A 23,348-nucleotide genomic window follows, 5' to 3' on the forward strand; every position below is an offset into this window, starting at 1 on the left:
TCTATGAATTCAATTGTACCGTTTGTGTCGTTTTCTTCTTAGCATTCCATATGAAGACGATCAATACTACGCTTATAGGATAAATAGCGACCCAGCCGAGAAACGGGAAGAATCCAAGAGTCAGAACGAGGGAGGCCATGGAGGCGATCCATCCGATCTTATGATTCTTTAATAGCTTCAGCCCCGCGGCAGCTCCGCCGATATAGGTGGCAAAATAGGTAGCATTCGGGAACGGAAGCAACGTTTCAAAGGACAGCCACCTTAATTGAACCGCCGATAACAAGACGGCAAAGATGATTGCGATGAATAATAGTCCGCCGGTTGGTGTTTTATAGTTAGAGTGTACCGCACCGAACCATTTCGGTGCCACCTTTTGCTTTGATAACGTGTAAGCGATCCGGGAACCGGCACTGACATAAGCGTTGGAACTGGCGATGGATATGAATAGTGCTGTAACGGAGACCGCAATCGCCCCGGGCCTTCCGAAAGATAAAAGGACCATATGACTGAGTGCAGTCTCAGCCATTCCACCTGTGTAGCTATTAGTACCGACGACCATTATTCCTAGCATGATGTAAAGAACAGATACAATACCTGCACTCCATAACACGCCTTTCAGTGCATCTTTACCGGGGTCACTGAATTCTCCCGACATATGCGTAACGCTTTCCCATCCAATGAAACACCAGAACAGAATTCCGATGGTAGGGACTGCTGTCCATAACCCATTTGGCGCAAAGGGAGTGAAATGCTCCGCCTTGACATGGGGCATACTTGAAAAGATCGCAAACAATAAGACAAATAAGATAAGGGAAATGACCAGTGTCTGAATGAATCCCATTGTTTTCACACCAAAGAAATTGATGAGCAGAACGATGATTAAAATGCCCGCAGCCCCAAGTACCATTTCGGTGTGTCCCCAGTCAAATAGCTGCCCTAAATAAGAGCTACCTGTTAAAGCGATGATGGGGACACCTGTAGGGACAGAGAGCAGGAACATCCATCCTATGACGGTTCCAAAGGATTTACCGAATGCTTCGGATACAAAATGTGAAACCCCTCCTGAACTAGGATGGAAGGCGGAAAGCAAACCCATCGTTAGGGCGAGGGGGATGGCAGCGAGAGAGATGACGATCCAAGAGATGATGGATAAAGGACCACTCATACTCGCTGCAACCCCAGGTAAAAATAGTACACCGGAACCAAGAACGGCTCCTATATATAAAGATATGATTTGTGGCAGACGCAGTGATTTTTGAAGCTGACTCATGATACCCCTCCAGAATGTTCATTCAGTATGGAGTATATCATTGCTGTTAGTATTGAAGTTATCTATAATTATTGATACTAACTATTGTAAAAGATGATGAGGGAGAATGAAATGGATATCAACTATTTATATACCTTCAAAGAGGTAGCCAAGTGGGGAAGCTATACCAAAACCGGAGAGGAGCTCGGGTATGCTCAGTCCAGTGTCACGACCCAGATCAAGAAACTGGAGGATCATTATCAAGTCAAGCTATTCGAGCGGGTCGGCCGGAAAATGAGATTGACGCAATCGGGAGAGGAACTCTACTTCTATGTGGAGAAAATACTATCCCTACTGGATGAAGCGGAAGAACGGATTTCGAAGGAAAGCAATCTGAGGGGAACCGTGCGCATCGGTACAGTAGAGTCTCTGGCCGCTTATTTCATCACACCATATATCAAGGAATTAAAAGGCAAACATCCAGATTTGAAGATCTTGCTTGAATCCGGACTTTGTCCAAATTTAAAAGAAGGCACCCTCCAGGGAAAGTTCGATATCTCGATTTTATTGGACCGCTTATCGGAACATCCCGATTTGATGACGATTCCCATTCGTCAAGAGAAATTGGTGATGATCGCCCCGCCAAGGCACCGTCTGAATGGCTTGAAAGAAATGAACTTAAAAGAGCTTGAAACTGAAACACTGATCCTGACCGAGGAAGGATGTTCGTATCGTGTCCTGCTTGAGCAATTATTAAAAGAAGAAAACATTCAGGCAAAATCGGTCATCTCTTTCAGCAGTTTAGAGGCCATAAAGCAATGTGTAGCGGATGATTTGGGCCTTGCCATCATGCCTGAGATAGCAGTGAAGAAAGATATTGAGAGCGGGAAAGTCGTCCAAATCCCCTTTGATCATAAAAAAATCCCGGTGTATACGCAGATCGTTTATCAAAAGAAAAAGTGGCTGACGCCTCCGATTGCACAATTCATTTCAGCCTTGACTTCGTAGTCATCAAAATCTTTGATATATAATATGAAAAACTATCAATATCTCCATGGGTGAATCTAGTGCTAAAATGAATACAAACTACAATTGAAGAGGTGTTAAATATGAATACGTTTTTACAATACAATCCCACAAAGCTATACTTCGGTAAAGATGAAGTGAAGCAACTGCCTTCCATCCTGGATAAAGGACTGAACGTGTTACTCGTTTACGGCGGAGGAAGCATCAAGCGTAATGGCGTTTATGACGATGTGATGAACGAATTGAAGAAAATCGATGCAAACGTTTTTGAACTAAGCGGAGTCGAGCCGAATCCCCGTTTAACGACGGTTCGTAAGGGTGTTACGATCTGTCAAAAAGAAGGGATTGATTTCATCCTGGCCGTAGGCGGCGGCAGCGTCATCGATTGTACAAAGGCGATCTCGGCAGGAGCCAAATATGATGGAGACGTGTGGGAACTGATCACCGCCAAAGCACCAATCAATGAGGCACTTCCCTTTGGAACGGTTCTGACCCTTGCAGCTACGGGTTCTGAAATGAACTCTGTTTCGGTCATCACGAACTGGGAAACGAATGATAAATTAGGATGGGGATCTCCTCATGTGTTCCCGGCATTTTCAATTCTCGATCCTGCTTATACATTTTCTGTACCACGTGATCAGACGATCTATGGGATTGTGGACAGCATGTCACATGCCCTTGAACACTATTTCCACCGGACTGAAAATACTCCGATGATAGATGGGTTCATTGAGTCGCTTCTAAGAACGGCGATTGCAACCGGCCCTAAACTGCTGGAGGATTTGGAGTCGTTCAAGCATAGGGAAACGATGATGTACATCAGTACGACCGCATTTAACGGAACCCTTTCCAACGGGACAGACGGCGGTGATTGGGCAACACACAGAATCGAGCATGCCATTTCTGCGATTTATGATATTCCACATGGAGGCGGCCTTGCGATTCTTTTCCCTAACTGGCTGGAGCATGTCCTGGAAGAGGATCCATCACGGGTCAAACAGCTTGCGGTAAATGTTTTCGGGATTTCGCCTGATGGCAAGGACGATATCGAAGTGGCAAGAGAGGGAGCAAAAGCGCTGCGTGATTTCTGGAACTCACTTGGGGCTCCAAGTACACTTGCCGATTATGATATTGACGATAGTCAGTTTGATGCCATTGTAGAGAAGACGTTCATCAAGCCAGGCGTCGGGACGTATAAGGAAATGGATTATGATAGTGTGCGGGATATATTGAAGCGCTCGTTATGAGGGTTTGAGGTAATAAATGGCATTCGGCTGGATTTTCTTTAAAAACGGCTGGATTAGGATCGATTTCGGCTTGATTAAGACAGAAAACAGCTGGATTCTTCATCGTTTCGGCCGGATTTTTACCTAAAGCGGCTCAATTTCAAAACCAGACCCCACATTAAAAGGACGAATCGCCAAAACGATTCGTCCTTTTTACGTTAGTATCATCTTCTCCTGAAGCCTTCTTCACGAAGATACAATGCTGCTTCATCATACCCGCCGAAACTGTCTTCCAAATTGTCACCGGCATATATATTCCAGCGGTCGTCTTCCTCGATTAGTTGCAGGGAGTGTCCTTCAGCGTCTTTCCACAACTCTTCTACTGGTGGAGCAACTACTTCTTCTGTTGCCAGAAAGTCGATGGAAGAACGGACGATTTCCAGGAGTTCATCTCGAGTAAAGTCCCTGATATTCACAAGGCCTTTCTGGTTCGCTTCATACGCTTGAAGACTGCCTGTATAAACAAACCCATTTCCGTTCGGGTGAAGGTGGTACACGACAGTCGTCTTTTCGTATAGACTGTCTTCAAAATGGAAGTTCACCCGGTTCATCGAAACATCCTTCCGTGTAAGCTCAGGAAAGTCTTCTATGACAGCTAATTTTTCCTCAAATGTCAGCACTGTTATTCCTCATTTCATTTTACGATTTCCCCATTATAACACAGGCCCCTATTTTCTAAAGTGGTTTACAGGTATAATGAGGAACAAAGAGGTGACCCCAATGAATGATTTTACTTCCTTAGGTATCCAGCCTAAGTATGTCAATGCATTAAAAGAACAATCCATTATAGAACCTACGCCGATTCAGAGTGAGACCATTCCTTTTCTCTTAAACGGGGAAGATGTAATTGGACAGGCGCAAACAGGAACAGGAAAAACGATGGCCTTTATCCTGCCCATGCTAGCCAAGATCGATCCTGAAAAAGATGAAATCCAGTCACTTATCGTGACTCCGACCAGGGAGCTCGCGATTCAAGTAACGGCTGAATTAAATCAGATTCTTTCTTCAACGGAAGATGATATACATGTGCTGGCCGTATACGGTGGCCAGGATGTCGAGAAGCAGATTAAGAGATTGAAGAATAAAGCGATTCATATCGTGATCGGAACACCGGGTCGGATACTTGATCATGTACGCCGAGAGACGGTCGACTTTTCGAATGTATCGTTTCTTGTATTAGATGAAGCGGATCAGATGCTTCATATCGGATTTTTCGATGAAGTAGAAGCGATCATCCGCGAGACGCCGTTCACTCGTCAGACAGCGCTGTTTTCAGCGACGATGTCCAAGGATATCCGCAAGATCGGCAAGCGCTATATGAATCGTCCCCATAATGTACAGATCCGTGAAAAAGAAAAGATCGTACAGGAAATTCAGCAGGAAGTCGTGGAAACGACGGATCGTATGAAACTCGATGCCCTCAGCCAGACGATTCATGAGGTTCAGCCGTTCCTCGGAATCATTTTCTGCCGGACAAAGAGAAGGGTTAGTAAGCTCCTTGGGGATCTCAAAGCAAGGGGCTTTCTAGTCGATGAGCTCCACGGTGACCTGTCCCAGGCAAAGCGGGAAAACGTGATGAAGAAGTTCAGGGACGCAAAGCTCCAACTTCTTATTGCGACAGACGTGGCAGCACGCGGGCTTGACGTCGAGGGTGTCACACATGTATTTAATTATGACATTCCACAAGATGTAGAAAGCTACATTCACAGAATCGGACGTACGGGCCGAGCCGGGAACGACGGGCTTGCCATCACGTTTGTAGCATTAAAGGATAAGCAGGACCTGGAAGTGATTGAAAAAGGGATTGGTCGTTCCTTGCCCCGTCGGGTTGTAGAGGTTGTTCCTGCGAAAGGGACCTCTAATGCGCCTAAAGGATCCAATGAAAGTGCGAAAGATCGCCGTGAAAAGAAGATTCAAGCGAATAAAGACCGTAAAGCACGGCACCCACGTGGAGGCAGACCACGGACGGATGAAAGTAATGGTCCTTCACACAAGAGGAGTTCCGGTCGAGTGGACTCACGTCGAAGTGGTGAATCAACGGCCTCTTCCAGGGGCAGCCGAAGAGGCTCTACGGAAAGGACTAACTCCGGTACTAAGCGAAATAGCGGGGGAAGATCCACTTCCAGTCGCAGAGGAATGTAGCCTGTTAGCATGGTGACACTAGTGTCATCATGCTATTTATTTTGACTGGATACCTTTGATAATTTCTGAATATTCCCAAAAATATAGCGGGATCTGGTAAAATGATTCCTATAAACGATTCACAGCAGTCATTACGAATCAGAAGGGATGGATATACATATGCATGTACCATTAGTGTTGACGGATTTTCTCGATCGGGCAGTGGAGTTATATGGAGACAAGGTCGCGATCATCGATGATGAAAAACGATTGACCTATAAGCAGCTTAATGACAGGGTGAATCAGCTGGCAAGGGGTTTGAATCAATTTGGGATAGAGAAGGGCGACAAAGTCGCGTACCTTGCTCCTAACACGACGGAGATGCTGGAAGGATTCTATGGTGTCTACTCTGTCGGAGCGGTCATGACGCCATTGAACACCAGATTAAAGCCTGCAGATTATCAATTTATCCTGACCCATAGTGAGAGTAAGGCCTTGTTTGTCGATGAAGAGCTCTATCCTTTGGTTCAACCGATACTTTCAGAGGTTCCTCATTTGGAGCATGTGGTGATACTCGGTAAGGAGAGGGACGGACACCCCGGATATGAAGAATGGAGAGGCTCTTTCAGCCGGGAGTTTTTCAACCGGGTAGACTTGGAAGAGACGGATATCGCGTCCCTTCTCTATACGAGCGGGACAACGGGAGATCCGAAGGGAGTCCTTCTTACCCACAGGTCTAATTATTTACATGCCTTGTCATCCATGCATCACTTAAAAGTCTCTGATCAAGACACGCTTCTTCACGTCCTGCCGATGTTTCATGTGAATGGATGGGGGTCACCATTTTATTATACAGCTAACGGTGCGACCCAGGTGATGCTTCGAAAAGTAGATCCGGAAGTGATTTTGGACAAAGTGGAGAAGCATGGTGTCACCGTCATGCATATGGCACCGACGGTTCTTAATATGCTTCTGGAATCCTACCCGGAGAGGGAGCGTTCCATCGGGCAGGATGTGAGGGTGGTCATTGCCGGATCTGCACCTCCACCGGCATTTGTCCGGAAAGTGGAAGAAAATCTGAAATGGGAATTCATCCAAGTATATGGGATGACTGAAATTTCGCCACTAATCACGACTTCCATCCCAAGGTCTTCGGAACAGGGCAGACCTAAGGAAGAAACATACCGACTGAAAGCGAAGGCGGGCTACAGCATGATTGGAAGCAAGGTGAAAGTGGTAAGTGAGCTGGGGGAAGAAGTGCCTCATAACGGTAAAGAAATCGGTGAGATCGTGACCAGGACTAATACGGTGATGGAAGGCTATTACAAAAACCCCGAAGCCACAAAGCAGACGATCCGGGAAGGGTGGCTTCATACGGGGGATATGGCGACCGTTGACGAAGATGGATATATTGAAATTGTCGACAGGATGAAAGACGTGATCATCAGCGGAGGGGAAAATATCTCATCCATTGAAGTAGAGGGTGCCCTTTACGAGCATGATAGTGTGCTGGAAGCAGCCGTTGTGGCGGTTCCTCATGAAAGGTGGGGGGAAGTTCCCCATGCAGTGGTCGTTCTCAGGGATGGGCACAGTGTCACAGAAGAAGATCTCATAACGTTTACAAGAGAAAAACTTGCCCACTTCAAGGCGCCGAAAAATATAACCTTTGCCAAAGAGTTACCCAAAACGGCCTCCGGTAAGATCCAAAAAGTGGTCATCAGAAAAGAGTTCTGGAAGGATCATGATCGGATGGTGCATTGATAATAAAAGGCATGCAGCTGCATGCCTTTTTCCATTTCCATGGACAAACGCCCTTATTTCATCGATACATGATGCTCGTCGTCCCTGTTTAGGCTTATGCGGCATAACTTATAAAAAGGAAGTTTTATCAGCATAATAACAGGGAAAAGCAGTGTTTAAGAGTAGACAAATGGAGGGCGTAAAGATGAGTTTAAATTCCCCGTTGGTTCCGAATTCGAAAACGCATTGTGCCAATGAGTATGGAAAGCTAAAAAAAGTAGTGGTGGTTTCACCTGAAAATATGCAAATCAACGAAATCATAAATGAAACTCAAAAGCACTTTTTAAATGACAATATCAATATAGATAAAGCTGTTCTGCAACATAAACAATTTGTAGACACATTAGAAAAAAATGGTTCAGAGGTCATTCATCTTCCGGCATCCCCTGAATTCAATGAGCAAGTCTTTACAAGAGACATTGGCTTCACCATCCATGATCAGTTCTTCGTAGCATCGATGAATACTGAAGTCAGGCGTGGGGAAGTGGAGACGCTAAAGACTTGGCTGAAGGAAGGTGAGATCCCTTATCGTGAACTTCTTCATTCCATAGAAGGAGGGGATGTCCTCGTGGATGAAGAAAATATCTGGATCGGGGTGAGTGGCCGGACGAATCAATTGGCCATCCAATCGTTGCGAAATCAACTCCCGCAATACACCGTTCATGAAATGCCTTTAAGGGAAGACATCCTCCACTTGGATTGTGTCTTTACCATCATTTCGAGTGATTGGGCACTTGTCTATCCGCCGGCATTTTCAAAAGAGGATCTAAAGACCATCAAGAAGCATTATCATACCATTACGGTCACAGATCGTGAACAATTTCAAATGGGGCCGAATGTGTTGGCGATCGGTGACGGAAAGATCATCAGTCTCATCCAGAACGAAGCTTTAAATGAACGGATCAGAGCGGAAGGATTTCAGGTGATCGAGCTCGACTTATCGGAAATCATTAAGTCGGGTGGGTCATTCCGCTGCTGTACTCTTCCCCTTATAAGAGAATGATATTGAAAAGAACAGGTGACTTTTTGCCTGTTTTTTTAAATTTACATAAGCTTTACTCTCCTGTATTCGTTTCGTAAATGGTTCTTCATATTTCCCCTTTATTCTTCTACATGTACCACGAATTATAGGAGGTAGGGAAAATGAAGAAATCGATGAAGAAGATCCTTCCATTAGCGGTGGTTTCCACATTAGCTCTTGGAAGTGTCATAGGAATGAACCAGGACGACACAGAAGCAAGTGCGAAGGAATCGAAGAACGGCAAAGCCAAGAACGTCATCTTTATGATCGGTGATGGAATGGGTGTACCTTACACAACCGGCCTTCGTTATATGAACGACAATCCTGATACTGTCGAAATGGAAAAGACGGCATTTGATCCTTACCTTGTCGGACTACAAACGACGTATCCGGAAGATGAAAAAGAGAACGTTACAGACTCTGCAGCTGCTGCAACAGCCATGAGCGGTGGAGTGAAGACTTATAATAATGCAATTGCAGTGGATAACGATAAATCAGATGTGAAAACGGTACTGGAACAGGCGAAAGAAAATGGCATGTCTACAGGAATTGTAGCTACATCTGAAATCACGCATGCTACACCGGCATCTTACGGGGCACATGAAGAGTCACGTAAGAGCGAAGATGCGATTGCCAATGATTATTATGATGAAATGATCAACGGTAAACATAAGATTGATGTCATGTTGGGTGGAGGAACGGATTTCTTCGAACGTGATGACCGTAATGTGGCAGAACAATTCAAAAAAGACGGATACAGCTATGTAAAATCAGCTGATGAGCTTAAAAAAGATAAGAATGATCAAATCCTTGGTCTGTTCGCTGAATCCGGAATGGACAAGATGATTGACCGTGATGAGAAGCAACCGAGCTTAGCGGATATGACGACGGCTGCCCTTGACCGTTTAAAAGGAGATAAAGATGGTTTCTTCTTAATGGTGGAAGGTAGTCAGATCGATTGGGCCGGCCATGATAATGATGTAGTCGGTGCGATGAGTGAAATGAGAGACTTTGAACAAGCATTTGAAAAAGTAAGAGATTTTGCAAAAGAAAATGGAGAAACTCTTGTCATCGTGACGGCAGACCATTCAACAGGTGGAATCTCAATTGGTTCAGACGGTGAGTACAACTGGGATCCGGCTCCAATCCAAGCGGCAAAGCATACACCTGACTATATGGCAGAGCAGATTGTGAATGGTGCATCGGTTGAAGAAACATTAGCGAATAATATCGACCTTGAACTGACGCCTGAAGAAATCGCATCTGTGAAAACCGCGGCTGAAAAAGGTGATCAAACGGAAATCGATAATGCGATCGAGAAGATTTTTGATACCCGTTCTGGAACGGGCTGGACAACAGACGGGCACACTGGTGACGACGTTCCTGTTTATGCCTTTGGTCCACAAAAAGAGAAATTTGCCGGTTTGATCGATAATACAGATCAGGCAAACCAAATCTTTGAACTTTTGAAGAACAAAGGGAAAATTAAAGACAAGAAATGATCTGAATGAAGACCACGACGGGGGACTTGCCCGGCGTGGTCTTTTCTTTTGGCTGTTTTCCCAAAGATTGTTGCTATTCGCACACAAACTAAGATTTACGATGCTCTGTCATTTAGTTGTGGTGCAGGAGGGTGAAGGGAACAGTCCCGCTTTCCACGGACGTTCGGCCGAGCTTCCTCAGCAAAAACGCTTCCGGGGTCTCGGCATGTCCGTTTTTCGTAGGAGTCTACGAAGATCCCTTCACCCTCTAAAGAAGTAAGTAGTTGACAGAGCAAAATGGTTTGTGACCATCGGTTTAAAAAGAGTAAAGGACTATTGAATAAAATCAGTCACTGCAACGAATGAAAAAGCAGTGGCATACGCAATCTCCACATTTCCTTTGTGATAGTCAAACTTTTCGTCAGTTGATTGGAGCGGATGGTGCTCGACTCCTGCGGGAATAGCTGGACAGGTGAGACCCCGCAGGCGAAGCCGAGGAGGCTCACCGCCAGCCCCGCGGAAAGCGAGCACCTGTAGCGGAAATCAACCGCCACTCGCTACATCCAAAAGCAACAATGTTTACTAAGACAGCTTTTCTTTTTATACCTCTTCTAAATCAGAAACACTTACTTCTGAACGTTCTTCCAAAGGCCCTCGAAGATGCACAACAGCCGTTTTTCCGTCTTCTGATACAGAGTCGATCCAAACGGATGCATCTTTGTATTTGACCTGGATGTCTGCTGAAGAAGATAAGATCTGTTTTACTCGATTTTGGTCCATAATTCATTCCTCCTAATGTTTTCATTGATTAGTGTGTCCCAATTCGGTAGAACCATGAGCCGCATAATCCCAATGGGAAATTGATACTCTAATAGTGAAAGGATGATGATATGAAGAAGCAGGAAGAAAGAATGTCCCCTACAGAAGCCAACATGGAGTTAAACGAACGATTAAATGGTGATGATGAGAGGGAAGCCGACCAGAGTCACATACATGTTGAATCGAACATGATTCCGGTGAATATCTCTAAGGAAGATGACTGAAACCTTTTCCAACCAAAAACCTGCCTGAAACGAATCAGGCAGGTTTTTACTATTTCGTTTTACTTTTCTGGTCTTTATTATGCTTATTTCCCTTACTGTTGTCCCCGCTTGTGATTTCGCTTGCAAACTCTGTCGTGCCTCGTTTAGGTGAATTTTGGTTCTCACTGCCCCGATTGTTTTTCTTTGTCAAAGGAATCCCTCCATATTAGTAAAATCGATATTAGTTTTTGATAAGGACAAGGGGACTATTCAATTCGGGGAGAATATATGTCTTTATTCCTAAATTTAACAATCAGGATGAATTTTTATCAGTGCTGAACGATAATGAAGAAAAGAACGCTTTTCTATGGGGAGGGCAATGCTGATGCATGAAAGAATGAAAGAAATGCGGGAAGGAAAACCAGGCAGGTGGTTCAAAGATGAGGAAGCAGCGAATACGGAAGGGTTTCCGGTCTTGTTTGTCCATGGCATCAATACTTCATCAGACACGTGGCTTTCGAATAATGATATGCTCCCCATCATCCGTGGAGCCGGTTATCAATCGGTGTTCATCGATTTGCACCAGGACGAAGACATGTGGACGAATGGAGCTATTTTAGCAGAGAAAATAGGTGAAATGTACGATTCTTTAAAGGAAAAGCTCGTGATTGTCGGTCACAGCAAGGGAGGGATCGATGCCCAAACGGCACTGTTGCATTACGGTGCTTCTCCTTATGTAGAACGGGTCATTACACTATCAACTCCCCATCATGGATCAGAGCTCGCCGATCTTGCCTTTAGTAAATGGGCGGGATGGCTGACCGATGCGTTGAAAAGCAAGACCCCTGCCGTCTTTTCATTGCAAACGGGCTATATGAAAGGTTTCAGGTCGGAAATGGACCGGCATGATCTTGCAAGAAGCATCCCTTTTTATACGTTTGGCGGTACAGGTTGGGGTGGAGCACAATCTGAATTGTTTTGGGGAGGGCTTTATTTAAGTCGATTTGGTCAGAGCGATGGTGCTGTCCTGGTGAAGAGCTCCCGGCTTCCTTATGGCATAGAAGTGGCGGTACGGGACTGGACTCATTCGACCATTAAAGAAGGAAGTACCATTTTCCCTTATATGAAGGAGCTTCTCTCGGATGAGGTGAAAGCTGTAGTTCATGCTGAAGCGAACGAACATGTAAAGGAAGAGGAAACCTCGGTGCTTCACAGGGGAGGGACAGTAGATGGTATGGCAGTGGAACATTTCTCTGTGGAAGAAGGGGTTGAGAGGCTTACGATCGACTGGGTCAGCGATCAACGGGATACGATGTATGAACTGGTGGGTCCGGACGGTCAAGTATACAGGCAGTGGAGTGTGGCTGAAGATGCTACAGGATATTTCCCCGGCGCTTTTCATCACAGCATCCAGCTTGCTGCTCCCATTACTGGAAGGTGGGAAGTAAGGGCTCACGCGTCTCAAGAACACTATATGCTGAGCATTCTCTTTCATAAGAAATTAGCAGTGACTTCCTTGACTGCAAGTGATCAAACGGTGTTGAAGAAAATGTATACGATCCACCATATCCCAATGAAGAGCGGGAAAAAACCCTCTACACTCATTACTTGTGAAGATCTGTCGTCCCTGCCGCTGGCGGACTTTGAGGAAGGAATCCACAACATCACCCTTGACCTGGAAGGGAAAACGGAGCAGGGAAACGAATTTCAACGAACAGTGATTCAAACGGTGTATGTAGATGGAAAGGGAAATATTTATTAAGTGAAAAACAAAGGTCCGTCCCTCTGTATAAATAGGGACGGACCTTTGTTTTTATAGTGAATTCAGGAATTCTGTCACTTGTTCTGGTGATTTGGCGTTGGCGCTGTGCAGGTGAGCGATTTTTTCGCCGTTTTTGTATACCAGCAGGCTTGGAATGCCCATGACGTCATATTTTTCAGCGATTTCCGGGAATTCGTCCTTATTGATGTCATACCATTTATATTGATTGAACTCTTCCATGATTTCATCAATGAACATGTCCATACGACGGCAGTCCGGACACCAGTCCGCATGGAATTTTACGATGACAGGCTCTGTTGAACCGATTAGATCGTCAAAGGTTTCTTTGTTTTTGATTGATTGCATGATGCTAACCTCCCTTTTCCACTTATTTTATACAAAACCCTGCCCCATTGTAAAACGAATCATTTTTAGTCTGTCTTTGTACATGCTAATATGAGAATACATTTTCAAAGAAAAAGGTGACATTATGCAGCCCATTAAAGTTGGTTTAGCAGGATACGGTTTCTCAGGACAAAGCTTTCATCGTCCTTTATTAGTTCACTTAGAGGAATTTCACATTGAAGCGGTTCTGTCTTCCAAAGAAGAAAAAGTATTGAAAGACATAGAAGGAGCGACCGTCGTGTCGACACTTGACGACTTGCTTCAGGAAGATATCGAGTTAGTGGTCATTACGACGCCTAATCACCTTCATTACAGCATGATTAAACAATCGTTACTAGCAGGCAAGCACGTCATCGTGGAGAAGCCATTTGTAACGAACAGCAAGGAAGGGGAAGAGCTGCTGGCTTTAGCAAAGGAAAAAGGCCTGCATCTCTCTGTCTTCCATAATCGACGCTTTGATGCTGACTTCTTAACGATTCAGCAGTTATTAAAAGAAGAGGCGCTTGGTCAAATCTATACATATGAAGCTCATTTTGACCGATTCCGTCCCGCTATCAAGGACCGGTGGAAAGAGAACAAGATTGAAGGAGCAGGAGTACTGTATGATCTGGGTTCTCATCTTCTGGATCAGGCTTTAACCCTGTTTGGCAAGCCAAAATGGGTTCAGGCAGATGTCTTTCCACAACGGAACCCGGATAAAGCGGAAGATTACTTCGTTATCACCCTCGGATATGACGTTTTGAGAGTGCAATTGTACTCACGCTCTATCGTCCTCGATCCGGGACCGCGTTATCAGGTTCATGGACTAAAAGGCAGCTACGTGAAACATGGGATGGATCGTCAGGAGGATGATTTGAAGGCCGGAAAAAATCCTCTTTCAGAAGACTGGGGGATGGAAGAAGAAGAAAACTGGGGTATCCTGACAACCATTTCAGGGGAAGATGTGACATCTGAAGTCATTCCATCCGAAAAAGGGGATTATTCTCAATTTTATCTCGGTGTGTATGGTGCTCTAAGAGAAAATCAAGTTCTTCCCGTTGACCCTGAGGATGCTTTACAGGTCATAAAAATCATTGAAGCGTGTAAAGAAAGTGCTGAAAGTGGACGGGTCATAACCTTATGATCATTATAGAAGGCTCCCTTCATATGAAGGGAGCCTTTCATTATGCGTTATTCCACCGTACCGGCTTCTAAAATCTGAACTCTTGCGTCCACGTTGAATTTCACTTGTGGATAGATGTTGTCCTCCCATTCCTTGAAGTCAAACCCGCGTATACCATGCTTTTGGTTTTGGCCTATGCCTACAGGGTCGATCCCTAACTCCTGGAATTCTTTCAGCATTTTCATGCATTTTTCTTCTATATCTTTCTTCATCGCTTTTTCCACTTCGATCACTTTGTCAGGCGTCAGATTTTTACCGGTATACTCCCGGATGATTCCCCTTATTTTCACTCGGATGGTCACTTCAACGGGATCGCTGTTGTGTTTGACGATGATTTTACTCTTGGATATGAGACTTGTCACCGAGGCCTCAACGGACTTCTCCACATGCCCCCTGCTCCTTTCCTTCCCCATTTTGATCACGTGACTGCCTTCTGCAAACTTATCCACCAGAAGTTTAAAGAAAAACATATCTTTAGCAGGGATTTTCTTGACCATTTTATCTTTATCAAATAGTGCAATGCCAGTAATGGCGACGCTTTCGTTGGAAAGCTGCTTTAAGATTGGGAGATAAGGCGTTTGCCCCTCTTGAAAGTAATCATAGACGAACATATGAAGATTGGTCTCGGGCAACTCTCTCCGGGTGATATTATGATGAATCAAATTGGAAAGGTATGTCCCGTTGCCCCTTAATCCATAATTCCCTTTGATGAGTTCTCCGGCTTCCCCCTCTGTGACGGTTAAATAGAGCCGCGCTCCAACACTTGCGTCCCGTTGAAGGGAATCCCCGATATCGATGATCCCCTTCTTTGCAAGTTCTTCCCCGACCAGCACGATGTCGAGTCCACCCCGTACCAGTGGCTGCTGTGACCTTCGTTCTAATTTTTCTAATACTTCCCTGGTGGAGGATGCCTCGGCTGACAGTGTCCCATTTTGAATCGACTTATCTGCTAAATAAATAGGGAATAGGGATGTTCCCCTAATTTTATCCTCTCCCTCATAGTCGAACGCTTTTGCTGTCTCAATGTACAAATCATCAAGGATTTCTCTTTCTACACACCCAGACAGGAACATGGTGCAGATTAGAAGGGACGGGATGAAATAGCGACATTTCATTGTTTATGCCTCACTTTCTTCATGATGATCACCAGAAGCAATAGGGCAGGTACGTAAAAATAGTTAATGTAAAAACCGATTTGCCCTGATATATCATTCAGGAAATTCACTTGCTTCCGATCGGTGAAAAAGGTAAGGGTGGATAGGCATAAAATGCATATGATCAATAACGAAGTCCTGTGCCTTAAAGGCGTCATCCGTTTTAAGATCCTGCTGGAACACCAGATGGCAATACAGACGTTTGGAAGAATGATGAGACACCAATTGGCGATCCCAATGTATTCGAATCGTTCTACAAACGGCATTTCGACAATCTTCCACATAGAGAGGGTGGCCCAGACGGTCTTTTCCAGCTGCTTCTGGCTAAAGAAGGCAAAGGAAATGATCGCTAACAATGTGTATAGGGTGGTGGTGGTGAATAGCCCCCAATGTGCATACTTCTGTGATTTTTTGGCGTCCTTTACAAAGGGATAAAGAATTAAAATGGATTCATAACCTAAATAGGTCAGGGACATATTCTTTGTAGAAATCAACAAATCCTTCACCGAATGATCAAAGACGGGCAGAACATTCCGAAAGTCTGAGTATTGGAAGGTAAAGGCGAACGTCAAAATGAGATAACTTGGAAGGATGATTCCGAAAAAAGCCGTTCCTGTGATCGTTCGGACTCCGCCGTTTACAATATAATAAACGAGTAGGAGAAAGAACAGGGAGAAGAAGAACGTACTCAACCTCGGGTACATCCATACCTGTAAAACTTCGATATACGTTCGTAAAATGGTGATGACAAGTAAGCTGAAATAGATAACAAATATAAAATTGAATACATTCCCTATCCATTTTCCAAATGCCAGAGTATGAGCAGATACAAGATCTCCATCCACTTTGTCAAGGATGAGATACATCATCACCATGATAATATGTGTGAAAATACCTGCAAGAATAACAGAAATCCACCCATCGTATCCTGCATTCATTGAAATGACCCGTTGAAAGCCCAGTACCCCTGCTCCCACTTGAATGGAGTGGATGAGAAAGAATACGAGGAACGGTGATATTTTTCTTCTGTCTGGTATCGGCTGCATCTGATCACCTCCAACCATTATTCATCAATATCAAGCTTTTTCTTGCCTTCAGACGGTTTGAATCTAAAAGGCTTCTGTGTTCGCAAATATTCCGGACGCCCTTTTTGCTTACTAAACGGAAGTCGAATGAGTGCATCTTTAAGGTCCTTTACCCTTGGAGGATAAAGGGGCTCTAAGAATGGCCTGCCCAAAGACGTTAATCGTAAGAGATGTCCCATAAGGAGGCAGAAACAATAAACGATTCCCAACAACCCCCAAAGCTGTGCGAACAAAAGAAACGGAAAACGCAGCAGACGAATGGTATTACTCATCCGGTATACGGGAGTGGTAAAGGAAGCAAGTGCAGCAAGCGCTACCAGGATGAGAAGTACATTACTCGTAATCCCCGCTTCAACGGATGCTGTCCCGATTACGATACCTCCAACGATACCAATGGTCTGACCGACCTTGGTCGGCAGGCGGGCCCCGGCTTCCCGCAACAGTTCAATCGTCAATTCAAGAAATAATGCCTCTAGTATCGGTGGCAGGGGAATCTCTTGTCTCGACGTGATGAGGGTTGCCATTAAATCCTTAGGAATCAGTTCATAATGATAAGTCAATGCCGCTACATAGATGGGTGTAATTAAGATAGAGAATGCTACGGCGAATACACGAACGAGACGTAAGAATGACGAAATGAAGAAATTCAGAAAGTAATCCTCATATGCATTGAAAAATTCTACGAGAGTGGTAGGACCGATCAGAGCATGAGGAGATCCATCCACAAGAATCGCAACCTTCCCTTCCACCAATACAGAAGCGACCCGGTCAGGTCGTTCCGAGTCCAATAGTTGGGGGAAGGGGGATTTACTGTTATCTGCGATCAATTGTTCTATAAAGGAACTATCCATGATTTGATCAAAGTCTATATCACGTAATCGTTGGCGAACGGTATTAACGTTGGCCTCATCTGCCAATCCGTCAATATAAAGTAACACCACCCGGGTATGGGTGAGCTTTCCGATATTGAATTCTTCCACAAGCATTTCCTTGATGGGCAGCCGTTTTCGAAGGAGGTTTAAGTTATCGCTGAGTGATTCCACAAATGCCTCTTTCGGACCGACGACGCTGAACTCGACCTCTGGTTGGGATACCTTTCTCCCCATCTCATTTTTAGTCGCGATGAAGGCGAATTTTCGGTTCGAAGCATCCATTGTTAAGAGGGTATATCCGTTATAAAGCTTCTGCTCAATTTGAGATTCATCCGTGGAAATTTGAATATCCAGTACAGGAACCAGTGTCTTCAAATCATCGAATGAATGAAAGTCTTTGGATAGTAAAGAGGGGAGGACGTCCTCCTGCAGGATTTTTCCATCGATCAGCGTTGTAAGGAAGTGGAGACTGAATTTGGCCCCTGTGTGAGGATTTTTATAAAATGCCTGTTTATAATCGGCAGATTTCTCTGCTTCCTTTTTCATGCTCTCATATGACTGCTTCTTCTTATCATGATCATTATTCTTTTTGTTCTTAAAGAATGGAAACATACTAATCCCTCATGTCCGAAGTCTATTCTACCCAGTAGTGTTTCCGAAAAAAGGAGAATTATGAAAAATAGAGGGGGAGAAGGAAAATAATCGTAAGGAGGGTGAGGGGAGCCTGGAATGTGAAAGAAAATAAGCCGGAAGGATAATCCCTTCCGGCTTACATTTATTCCTTTTCTAAGAAATACTTCTCGATATCATCAAGCATTTGATTCGCTGCGATGACACCGCCTGCTGTATTCCAGATGCTATCATTGACTTCGTATACCCGATCTTTCTTCGCTACTTCAAGGTTCTGGAATAGAGGGTCGTTGATCCACTCTTCAGCAAGCTTATTCGCTTCGCCATCTCCCGTTTCATACGTGAAGTAGAATAGGACATCTCCATCCATCGCAGGGATGCGCTCTTTTGTCACCCCTTTTTCAGCAAAGTCGTCCACATCCTGACCTTCTGGACGGGCAAATCCTAATTCATCCAGGATCACACCCGAGAAGGAATCTTTATGGTAGATTCGGACGTCTCCAGCCATGAAACGGACCATAGACACTTGCTGATTCAATTTATCTCCCAGTTTTCCTTTCAGGTCTTCAATGCGCTGATCATATTCAGCCAATACTTCTTTCCCTTTTTCCTCTTTATTTAACGCTTTCGCATACAATTCGAAGTTTTCTTTCCAGTCTCCGCGAAGGGTTTCAGCCATTACTGTCGGTGCGATTTCTTTCAGCTGATTATACTGCTCTTCCTGACGCATTTTATTTCCGATGATCAAATCAGGTTGTAGCTTTGCAATTGCTTCAACGTTCAATTCACTCTCTGTTCCGACCACTTCAACATCCTTCATGTCGTCGGCAATATGTTCATACCAAGGGTCACCTGTCCATGATTGTACAGCGCCGACCGGCGTCACTCCCATGGAAAGAAGGGCTTCTGTTCCTTCATTTGTAAGAATGACGACCTTTTTAGGAGTACCTTTGATTTCTGTCGTACCCATGGCATGTTCCACCGTGTATGTTTCTTCTTTCGTATCATTTCCTGCAGATTCATCTTTCTCGTCTTTATTTCCACAAGCTGCAAGAAATAGAAGAGTAGAAATCAACAGTAATGAAAGTAAGCTTCTCAATTTCATATGTATATCCCCCTGATATTGGTTTATCGATGATAATGATTATCATTTACACTCATAATAGTAGATGAGAAGATTTTCATTGTCAACACCTAAATGATAATGATTTTCAAAATCATTGACGCTTGTTTCATTCTTCTTTAAAATAGTAAGGGTAGAATTGATTTCCTTTTCTTAAAGAAGACCTTTAACAAATAGAAAGGTTAGCACATAATGAAAATTCAAAAACAACTTTTGATATTTATAGGTACATTCCTTTTTCTTATCTTGTGTGTCGGGATCAGTATTGTGTATGGTTACACGGACACGTCATGGAGGACCGCTTTCAATGCTTTTACCAATCCGACGGGATCGACTGAGCATATCGTGCTCCAGACGATCCGGTTACCAAGGGCGCTGATCGCTGCGACAGTAGGGGCATCCCTGGCGATTTCAGGTGTCCTGATGCAAACGTTGACCAAGAATCCTTTGGCTTCGCCGGGGATATTCGGTATCAATGCAGGCGGTGCCTTCATGGTGGTCGTTGCGGTTACGTTATTTGGTGTAACCAACCTTCAATCCTTCACGTGGATTGCATTTCTAGGTGCTGCAATTGCAGCTGTAGGCGTTTTCGTCATCAGTTCCGCAGGGGATAAAGGCTTGACACCAATGAAGCTGACTTTGGCAGGGGCCGCCATCACGGCGATGTTTTCTTCCTTTACACAAGGATTGCTTGTCCTGAATGAAGCGGCACTTGAACAGGTATTATTCTGGCTGGCTGGTTCTGTACAGGGAAGAAGTCTGGAGATATTAAATGGCGTTTTCCCTTATATCGTAGTTGGATGGATCCTTGCTCTGATCATAGCGGGTAAGATGAACATCCTTGCCATGGGGGAAGATGTGGCAAAAGGGCTGGGCTTGAAAACGTCACTGATCAAGTTTCTCGCATTGGCCGTCGTCGTCCTGCTGGCAGGTGGCTCTGTCGCCGTTGCAGGTCCCATCGGTTTTATTGGTATCGTCATCCCTCATATAGCCAGGAAAATCATCGGAGTGGATCATCGGTGGCTCATTCCCTTCTCGGGACTTCTCGGAGCGGTATTACTCTTGGCCGCTGACGTTGGAGCCCGATACGTCATCATGCCCCAGGAGGTGCCCGTTGGCGTCATGACCGCCATCATCGGTGCACCATTCTTCGTGTATGTTGCTAGGAAGGGGTTTTGACAGATGAATCGATTTATAGGAAAACGCTGGCTGAAGGATCGGGTATCCATGCTCGTGGATTTATCCGCACTTAAGAAAGTACTCATCCTTGGTGTGATTACATTGCTTGTCCTGATTATGAGTACAGGTATAGGCGATTTAAAAATCGCTCCCTGGAAGGTGGTAAGTGTCTTCTTTGGAGGCGGGACAAGCTTGGAACATCTCGTGGTGACGTCATTCCGCCTCCCAAGGATCATCATTGCTCTCCTGGCGGGAATGGCGCTGGCCGTTGCAGGGGGAATCCTTCAGGGAATGATCCGGAATCCCCTGGCTTCACCTGATATCATCGGAATCACAGGGGGAGCGGGAGCGGCTGTCGTAGCGTTTCTGACCCTTTTCAGCAACGATGACAATACGCTGATGGTGAGTGTTAAATGGCTCCCGGTCGCTGCATTTATCGGAGCGACCATCATTGCATTTTTGGTCTATTTTTTAGCTTGGCGAAAAGGGGTATCTCCTGTAAGGCTCGTGCTGATCGGGATCGGGATATCCGCTTTAACACAAGCATTGACGACATTGCTCATGATTCTCGGACCGATTTACCGGGCGAGTCAGGCAAATATATGGATCACGGGTACGGTGAACGGTTCCGATTGGCAGGATGTATGGATATTGCTTCCCTGGAGCCTGGTCTTTATTCTCTTAAGCTTCTTTATTACCCGTCAACTGAATATACAGGAACTAGGAGAAGAAATTGCGACAAGTGTAGGAGGGAATGTCCAGCTTCAGCGCTTCTTCCTTCTACTAATGTCAACGGCTTTAGTAGGCGGGGCTGTTGCCTTCGCGGGAGGGATCGGATTTGTAGGCTTGATGGCTCCCCATATGGCAAGACGGATGGTCGGGTCTTCATTTGGGGCACTGCTACCTACTGCAGCCCTTATCGGCGGAATTCTCGTCATGGTGGCAGATTTGATCGGAAGGACCTTATTCCTGCCCTTGGAAGTCCCTGCCGGAGTATTTACGGCAGCGATCGGTGCACCATATTTTATCTATCTTTTATTTAAAACAAGAAATTCTTAAAGGAGTTGGCCATAGATGAGTGATGCATTACAAACGAAAGATTTGACTCTATCCTACGGGGAGCGGACCATCATCGATGAATTGAATATTGACATTCCAAAAGGGGAGATTTCGGTCTTTATCGGCGGGAACGGCTGTGGTAAATCCACACTTCTTCGTTCCATCGCCCGTTTGCTTAAGCCGAAACAAGGTTCGGTCCTCTTGGATGGGGAGGCAATCTCACGTTTATCAACAAAAGAAGTCGCTCGAAAAATGGCCATTCTCCCTCAATCTCCGACGGCTCCGGAAGGATTGACCGTCCTGCAACTCGTCAAGCAGGGGCGCTATCCCCATCAAACCTGGCTCAAACAATGGTCCCAAGAGGATGAGAAAATTGTCCAGGATGCATTGAGAGCAACGAAGATGGAGGAGCTCAAGGACCGGAAAGTGGATGAATTATCAGGGGGGCAAAGACAGCGCGCGTGGATCGCCCTGACACTCGCTCAGGACACTGACATCATATTATTGGATGAGCCTACGACGTATCTTGATATGACCCACCAGATCGAGATCCTGGACTTATTATTCGAACTCAATGAGAAGGAGCAGCGTACGATTGTCATGGTTCTTCATGATCTGAATCTCGCCTGCAGATATGCCCATAATATCGTCGCGATCCGGGATAAGCAGATTTACGCCCAAGGAAAGCCTGAAGAGGTGATCAGTTGTGAACTCGTAAAGAATGTGTTCGATATGGATTGTCAGGTTTCAAGGGACCCGCTATTCGGCACGCCATTATGCATTCCATTCGGGAAAGGGCGCTGCATCTTGAAGGACGCAGTTGAGACGGGATGAATTCCTTGACTGAGGAACAATGGGATACTCTTGGTAAATACCGGTTTCATGCGTCAACTGCTACTATTGAAGGAGTTGATGCAAGCACATTCTGCGACGGTGATGAGATGAGGGAGTACTTGTCACATCGCCTTTCATTGATTGGGACGGATGATCTTAAAGTGGCAGCATCCTTATTTATGAAGCGATATGCTTTTGTAGCGGCCATGGGCTTGATGGCGATGACGTATTGGAATAAGAAATTAAACCTTACGCCTGAAAACCTGATACTTGTGGATGAGGACAAAAAGGGTCTGTGGATACCTCACTTTCACCTGAAAGATGCGTCCGTGACGGAGTTTTCATCTCTTGAGGAAAAGAACGAGTTCATTCAATCCCTCTTCCGGGGGCATCTTGATCGGGTGATTCAAACATTAAAGAATGTTACGAAGCTTTCCAACCATATCCTTTGGGAAAACATCGCCGTATATGTATTCTGGGTATTTGAGAATGATGACTTCCTTATGAACGAAGGAATGAGGCATCGGCGTGATGACCAATTCCAGGATCTTCTGTCAGATGAAAACCGACAGTGGTTCGGCAGATATCGTACGAATCCATTGGCAAAATATTATAGTAGGAAAGTAAATGTCGAGGGTGTAATGGACATGGTGCGTGTCAGGAAAACATGCTGTTTCTCCTATAAGCTGAAGGACGGGGAACAGTATCGCTGTAAAACCTGTCCGCAAACCTGTCTGGTGAAAAAGACCTGATTCATCACTCATAAGGAGGTAAACGTAATGAAGGAATTTCCTGAACAATTTGATGCATTGCTTGAAAAGTACACGGAGCTATTGGTTGGAGAATCCGACGCCGGCAAGAAAGAAATGGTGACACAATATGCACTTTACTCATTCATCGCCAAAAACATGCCTTCACTCGTGAAGCATTGGAATTCACTTTACCCTGAAGGCAAGGATGAAATGAAACGGATCGTCGGGGAGATCAAGAAGATGAATGAAGCTCATCGTGCGGAAATGAATGGGAAAAATAATGGAGAATAGCGGTTTAGATTGATTAGTACCCTTTTGATGAGAA

At 45.0% G+C, this 23,348-nt stretch carries 23 protein-coding genes; 14 read left to right on the plus strand and 9 right to left on the minus strand.

Annotation, left to right across the window (positions count from 1 at the left end; all coding sequences use genetic code 11):
* Nucleotide 1: 1 nt before the first annotated feature.
* Nucleotides 2–1,270 (minus strand): APC family permease, encoded by a 1,269-nt coding sequence (locus tag KYJ26_RS04090; RefSeq protein ID WP_219166132.1) that lies wholly within the window; start codon nucleotides 1,268–1,270, stop codon nucleotides 2–4.
* Nucleotides 1,271–1,381: 111 nt separating this feature from the next.
* Here KYJ26_RS04090 and KYJ26_RS04095 point away from each other — a divergent pair, with 111 nt between their 5' ends.
* Nucleotides 1,382–2,257, plus strand: coding sequence for a LysR family transcriptional regulator (locus KYJ26_RS04095; RefSeq protein ID WP_219166133.1), 876 nt, complete (start codon nucleotides 1,382–1,384; stop codon nucleotides 2,255–2,257).
* Nucleotides 2,258–2,358: 101 nt separating this feature from the next.
* Complete coding sequence (locus KYJ26_RS04100) at nucleotides 2,359–3,522, plus strand: iron-containing alcohol dehydrogenase (RefSeq protein WP_219166135.1); 1,164 nt, start codon at nucleotides 2,359–2,361, stop codon at nucleotides 3,520–3,522.
* 203 nt (nucleotides 3,523–3,725) lie between these two features.
* Here the strand turns inward: KYJ26_RS04100 and KYJ26_RS04105 are convergent, their stop codons facing one another.
* Complete coding sequence (locus tag KYJ26_RS04105) at nucleotides 3,726–4,181, minus strand: hypothetical protein (RefSeq protein WP_219166136.1); 456 nt, start codon at nucleotides 4,179–4,181, stop codon at nucleotides 3,726–3,728.
* Between the two features lie 100 nt (nucleotides 4,182–4,281).
* Here KYJ26_RS04105 and KYJ26_RS04110 point away from each other — a divergent pair, with 100 nt between their 5' ends.
* The 4 genes from KYJ26_RS04110 to KYJ26_RS04125 all read left to right on the plus strand — a co-directional run bounded on the left by KYJ26_RS04110 (nucleotide 4,282) and on the right by KYJ26_RS04125 (nucleotide 10,005).
* Nucleotides 4,282–5,703, plus strand: a complete 1,422-nt coding sequence (locus KYJ26_RS04110) for a DEAD/DEAH box helicase (protein ID WP_219166138.1) — start codon at nucleotides 4,282–4,284, stop codon at nucleotides 5,701–5,703.
* A gap of 159 nt (nucleotides 5,704–5,862) precedes the next feature.
* Nucleotides 5,863–7,443, plus strand: a complete 1,581-nt coding sequence (locus KYJ26_RS04115) for a long-chain-fatty-acid--CoA ligase (protein ID WP_219166139.1) — start codon at nucleotides 5,863–5,865, stop codon at nucleotides 7,441–7,443.
* Between the two features lie 184 nt (nucleotides 7,444–7,627).
* Nucleotides 7,628–8,485, plus strand: coding sequence for a dimethylarginine dimethylaminohydrolase family protein (locus KYJ26_RS04120; RefSeq protein WP_219166141.1), 858 nt, complete (start codon nucleotides 7,628–7,630; stop codon nucleotides 8,483–8,485).
* A gap of 140 nt (nucleotides 8,486–8,625) precedes the next feature.
* Nucleotides 8,626–10,005, plus strand: a complete 1,380-nt coding sequence (locus KYJ26_RS04125) for an alkaline phosphatase (RefSeq protein WP_219166143.1) — start codon at nucleotides 8,626–8,628, stop codon at nucleotides 10,003–10,005.
* 579 nt (nucleotides 10,006–10,584) lie between these two features.
* Here the strand turns inward: KYJ26_RS04125 and KYJ26_RS04130 are convergent.
* On the minus strand, nucleotides 10,585–10,764 hold the full coding sequence (locus KYJ26_RS04130; protein WP_061809731.1) for an H-type small acid-soluble spore protein: 180 nt from the start codon (nucleotides 10,762–10,764) through the stop codon (nucleotides 10,585–10,587).
* A gap of 110 nt (nucleotides 10,765–10,874) precedes the next feature.
* Here KYJ26_RS04130 and KYJ26_RS04135 point away from each other — a divergent pair, with 110 nt between their 5' ends.
* A complete protein-coding gene (locus KYJ26_RS04135) occupies nucleotides 10,875–11,027 on the plus strand; it encodes a hypothetical protein (protein WP_219166145.1) in 153 nt (50 codons plus the stop codon).
* 49 nt (nucleotides 11,028–11,076) lie between these two features.
* Here KYJ26_RS04135 and KYJ26_RS04140 read toward each other — a convergent pair whose 3' ends face one another.
* A complete protein-coding gene (locus KYJ26_RS04140) occupies nucleotides 11,077–11,217 on the minus strand; it encodes a hypothetical protein (protein WP_219166147.1) in 141 nt (46 codons plus the stop codon).
* A gap of 174 nt (nucleotides 11,218–11,391) precedes the next feature.
* On the opposite strand from KYJ26_RS04140, the gene KYJ26_RS04145 reads away from it, so the two are divergent.
* A complete protein-coding gene (locus KYJ26_RS04145; RefSeq protein WP_219166149.1) occupies nucleotides 11,392–12,768 on the plus strand; it encodes a PGAP1-like alpha/beta domain-containing protein in 1,377 nt (458 codons plus the stop codon).
* Between the two features lie 51 nt (nucleotides 12,769–12,819).
* On the opposite strand, the gene KYJ26_RS04150 is transcribed toward KYJ26_RS04145, so the two are convergent.
* Nucleotides 12,820–13,137 carry a thioredoxin family protein gene (locus tag KYJ26_RS04150; RefSeq protein WP_472690535.1) on the minus strand — a complete coding sequence of 106 codons (318 nt, stop codon included), beginning with the start codon at nucleotides 13,135–13,137 and terminating at the stop codon, nucleotides 12,820–12,822.
* A gap of 121 nt (nucleotides 13,138–13,258) precedes the next feature.
* Here KYJ26_RS04150 and KYJ26_RS04155 point away from each other — a divergent pair, with 121 nt between their 5' ends.
* On the plus strand, nucleotides 13,259–14,296 hold the full coding sequence (locus KYJ26_RS04155; protein ID WP_219166153.1) for an oxidoreductase: 1,038 nt from the start codon (nucleotides 13,259–13,261) through the stop codon (nucleotides 14,294–14,296).
* Between the two features lie 47 nt (nucleotides 14,297–14,343).
* On the opposite strand, the gene KYJ26_RS04160 is transcribed toward KYJ26_RS04155, so the two are convergent.
* From KYJ26_RS04160 to KYJ26_RS04175, 4 genes are all read right to left on the minus strand, one after another.
* Nucleotides 14,344–15,450 carry a Ger(x)C family spore germination protein gene (locus tag KYJ26_RS04160; protein ID WP_219166155.1) on the minus strand — a complete coding sequence of 369 codons (1,107 nt, stop codon included), beginning with the start codon at nucleotides 15,448–15,450 and terminating at the stop codon, nucleotides 14,344–14,346.
* The gene (locus KYJ26_RS04165; protein WP_219166157.1) at nucleotides 15,447–16,535 is read right to left on the minus strand and encodes a GerAB/ArcD/ProY family transporter; all 1,089 of its coding nucleotides are present in this window, start codon (nucleotides 16,533–16,535) and stop codon (nucleotides 15,447–15,449) included. Before KYJ26_RS04165 ends, KYJ26_RS04160 begins: the two co-directional genes overlap by 4 nt.
* Nucleotides 16,536–16,552: 17 nt before the next feature.
* Nucleotides 16,553–18,058, minus strand: coding sequence for a spore germination protein (locus KYJ26_RS04170; RefSeq protein ID WP_219166159.1), 1,506 nt, complete (start codon nucleotides 18,056–18,058; stop codon nucleotides 16,553–16,555).
* Nucleotides 18,059–18,221: 163 nt separating this feature from the next.
* Nucleotides 18,222–19,181, minus strand: a complete 960-nt coding sequence (locus tag KYJ26_RS04175; RefSeq protein ID WP_219166161.1) for an ABC transporter substrate-binding protein — start codon at nucleotides 19,179–19,181, stop codon at nucleotides 18,222–18,224.
* A 210-nt stretch (nucleotides 19,182–19,391) separates the two neighbouring features.
* Here KYJ26_RS04175 and KYJ26_RS04180 point away from each other — a divergent pair, with 210 nt between their 5' ends.
* Genes KYJ26_RS04180 through KYJ26_RS04200 form a run of 5 tightly spaced genes read left to right on the plus strand, consistent with a single transcriptional unit; the run spans nucleotide 19,392 to nucleotide 23,314 of the window.
* Entirely contained in the window at nucleotides 19,392–20,378 is a 987-nt protein-coding gene (locus tag KYJ26_RS04180) for a FecCD family ABC transporter permease (protein WP_219166162.1), read from the plus strand.
* 3 nt (nucleotides 20,379–20,381) lie between these two features.
* Nucleotides 20,382–21,437 carry a FecCD family ABC transporter permease gene (locus KYJ26_RS04185; RefSeq protein ID WP_219166163.1) on the plus strand — a complete coding sequence of 352 codons (1,056 nt, stop codon included), beginning with the start codon at nucleotides 20,382–20,384 and terminating at the stop codon, nucleotides 21,435–21,437.
* 15 nt (nucleotides 21,438–21,452) lie between these two features.
* Entirely contained in the window at nucleotides 21,453–22,271 is an 819-nt protein-coding gene (locus KYJ26_RS04190; protein ID WP_219166164.1) for an ABC transporter ATP-binding protein, read from the plus strand.
* Between the two features lie 5 nt (nucleotides 22,272–22,276).
* Nucleotides 22,277–23,023 carry a siderophore-iron reductase FhuF gene (gene fhuF, locus KYJ26_RS04195; RefSeq protein WP_219166165.1) on the plus strand — a complete coding sequence of 249 codons (747 nt, stop codon included), beginning with the start codon at nucleotides 22,277–22,279 and terminating at the stop codon, nucleotides 23,021–23,023.
* A 27-nt stretch (nucleotides 23,024–23,050) separates the two neighbouring features.
* On the plus strand, nucleotides 23,051–23,314 hold the full coding sequence (locus KYJ26_RS04200; RefSeq protein ID WP_219166166.1) for a DUF2573 family protein: 264 nt from the start codon (nucleotides 23,051–23,053) through the stop codon (nucleotides 23,312–23,314).
* Nucleotides 23,315–23,348: the final 34 nt, after the last annotated feature.

Source organism: Rossellomorea orangium (assembly GCF_019334305.1).
In the GTDB taxonomy this organism is placed as follows: domain Bacteria; phylum Bacillota; class Bacilli; order Bacillales; family Bacillaceae_B; genus Rossellomorea.

Excerpts from the sequence above, each read along its gene's own strand:
- KYJ26_RS04155 (WP_219166153.1), top strand. The coding sequence starts at position 13,259 with ATGCAGCCCATTAAAGTTGGTTTAGCAGGATACGGTTTCTCAGGACAA.
- KYJ26_RS04095 (WP_219166133.1), top strand. The coding sequence starts at position 1,382 with ATGGATATCAACTATTTATATACCTTCAAAGAGGTAGCCAAGTGGGGA.
- KYJ26_RS04165 (WP_219166157.1), bottom strand. The coding sequence starts at position 16,535 with ATGCAGCCGATACCAGACAGAAGAAAAATATCACCGTTCCTCGTATTC.
- KYJ26_RS04200 (WP_219166166.1), top strand. The coding sequence starts at position 23,051 with ATGAAGGAATTTCCTGAACAATTTGATGCATTGCTTGAAAAGTACACG.
- KYJ26_RS04120 (WP_219166141.1), top strand. The coding sequence starts at position 7,628 with ATGAGTTTAAATTCCCCGTTGGTTCCGAATTCGAAAACGCATTGTGCC.
- KYJ26_RS04145 (WP_219166149.1), top strand. The coding sequence starts at position 11,392 with ATGCATGAAAGAATGAAAGAAATGCGGGAAGGAAAACCAGGCAGGTGG.
- KYJ26_RS04130 (WP_061809731.1), bottom strand. The coding sequence starts at position 10,764 with ATGGACCAAAATCGAGTAAAACAGATCTTATCTTCTTCAGCAGACATC.
- KYJ26_RS04115 (WP_219166139.1), top strand. The coding sequence starts at position 5,863 with ATGCATGTACCATTAGTGTTGACGGATTTTCTCGATCGGGCAGTGGAG.
- KYJ26_RS04185 (WP_219166163.1), top strand. The coding sequence starts at position 20,382 with ATGAATCGATTTATAGGAAAACGCTGGCTGAAGGATCGGGTATCCATG.
- KYJ26_RS04160 (WP_219166155.1), bottom strand. The coding sequence starts at position 15,450 with ATGAAATGTCGCTATTTCATCCCGTCCCTTCTAATCTGCACCATGTTC.
- KYJ26_RS04125 (WP_219166143.1), top strand. The coding sequence starts at position 8,626 with ATGAAGAAATCGATGAAGAAGATCCTTCCATTAGCGGTGGTTTCCACA.
- KYJ26_RS04090 (WP_219166132.1), bottom strand. The coding sequence starts at position 1,270 with ATGAGTCAGCTTCAAAAATCACTGCGTCTGCCACAAATCATATCTTTA.
- KYJ26_RS04190 (WP_219166164.1), top strand. The coding sequence starts at position 21,453 with ATGAGTGATGCATTACAAACGAAAGATTTGACTCTATCCTACGGGGAG.
- KYJ26_RS04100 (WP_219166135.1), top strand. The coding sequence starts at position 2,359 with ATGAATACGTTTTTACAATACAATCCCACAAAGCTATACTTCGGTAAA.
- KYJ26_RS04175 (WP_219166161.1), bottom strand. The coding sequence starts at position 19,181 with ATGAAATTGAGAAGCTTACTTTCATTACTGTTGATTTCTACTCTTCTA.
- KYJ26_RS04170 (WP_219166159.1), bottom strand. The coding sequence starts at position 18,058 with ATGTTTCCATTCTTTAAGAACAAAAAGAATAATGATCATGATAAGAAG.
- KYJ26_RS04135 (WP_219166145.1), top strand. The coding sequence starts at position 10,875 with ATGAAGAAGCAGGAAGAAAGAATGTCCCCTACAGAAGCCAACATGGAG.
- KYJ26_RS04110 (WP_219166138.1), top strand. The coding sequence starts at position 4,282 with ATGAATGATTTTACTTCCTTAGGTATCCAGCCTAAGTATGTCAATGCA.
- KYJ26_RS04180 (WP_219166162.1), top strand. The coding sequence starts at position 19,392 with ATGAAAATTCAAAAACAACTTTTGATATTTATAGGTACATTCCTTTTT.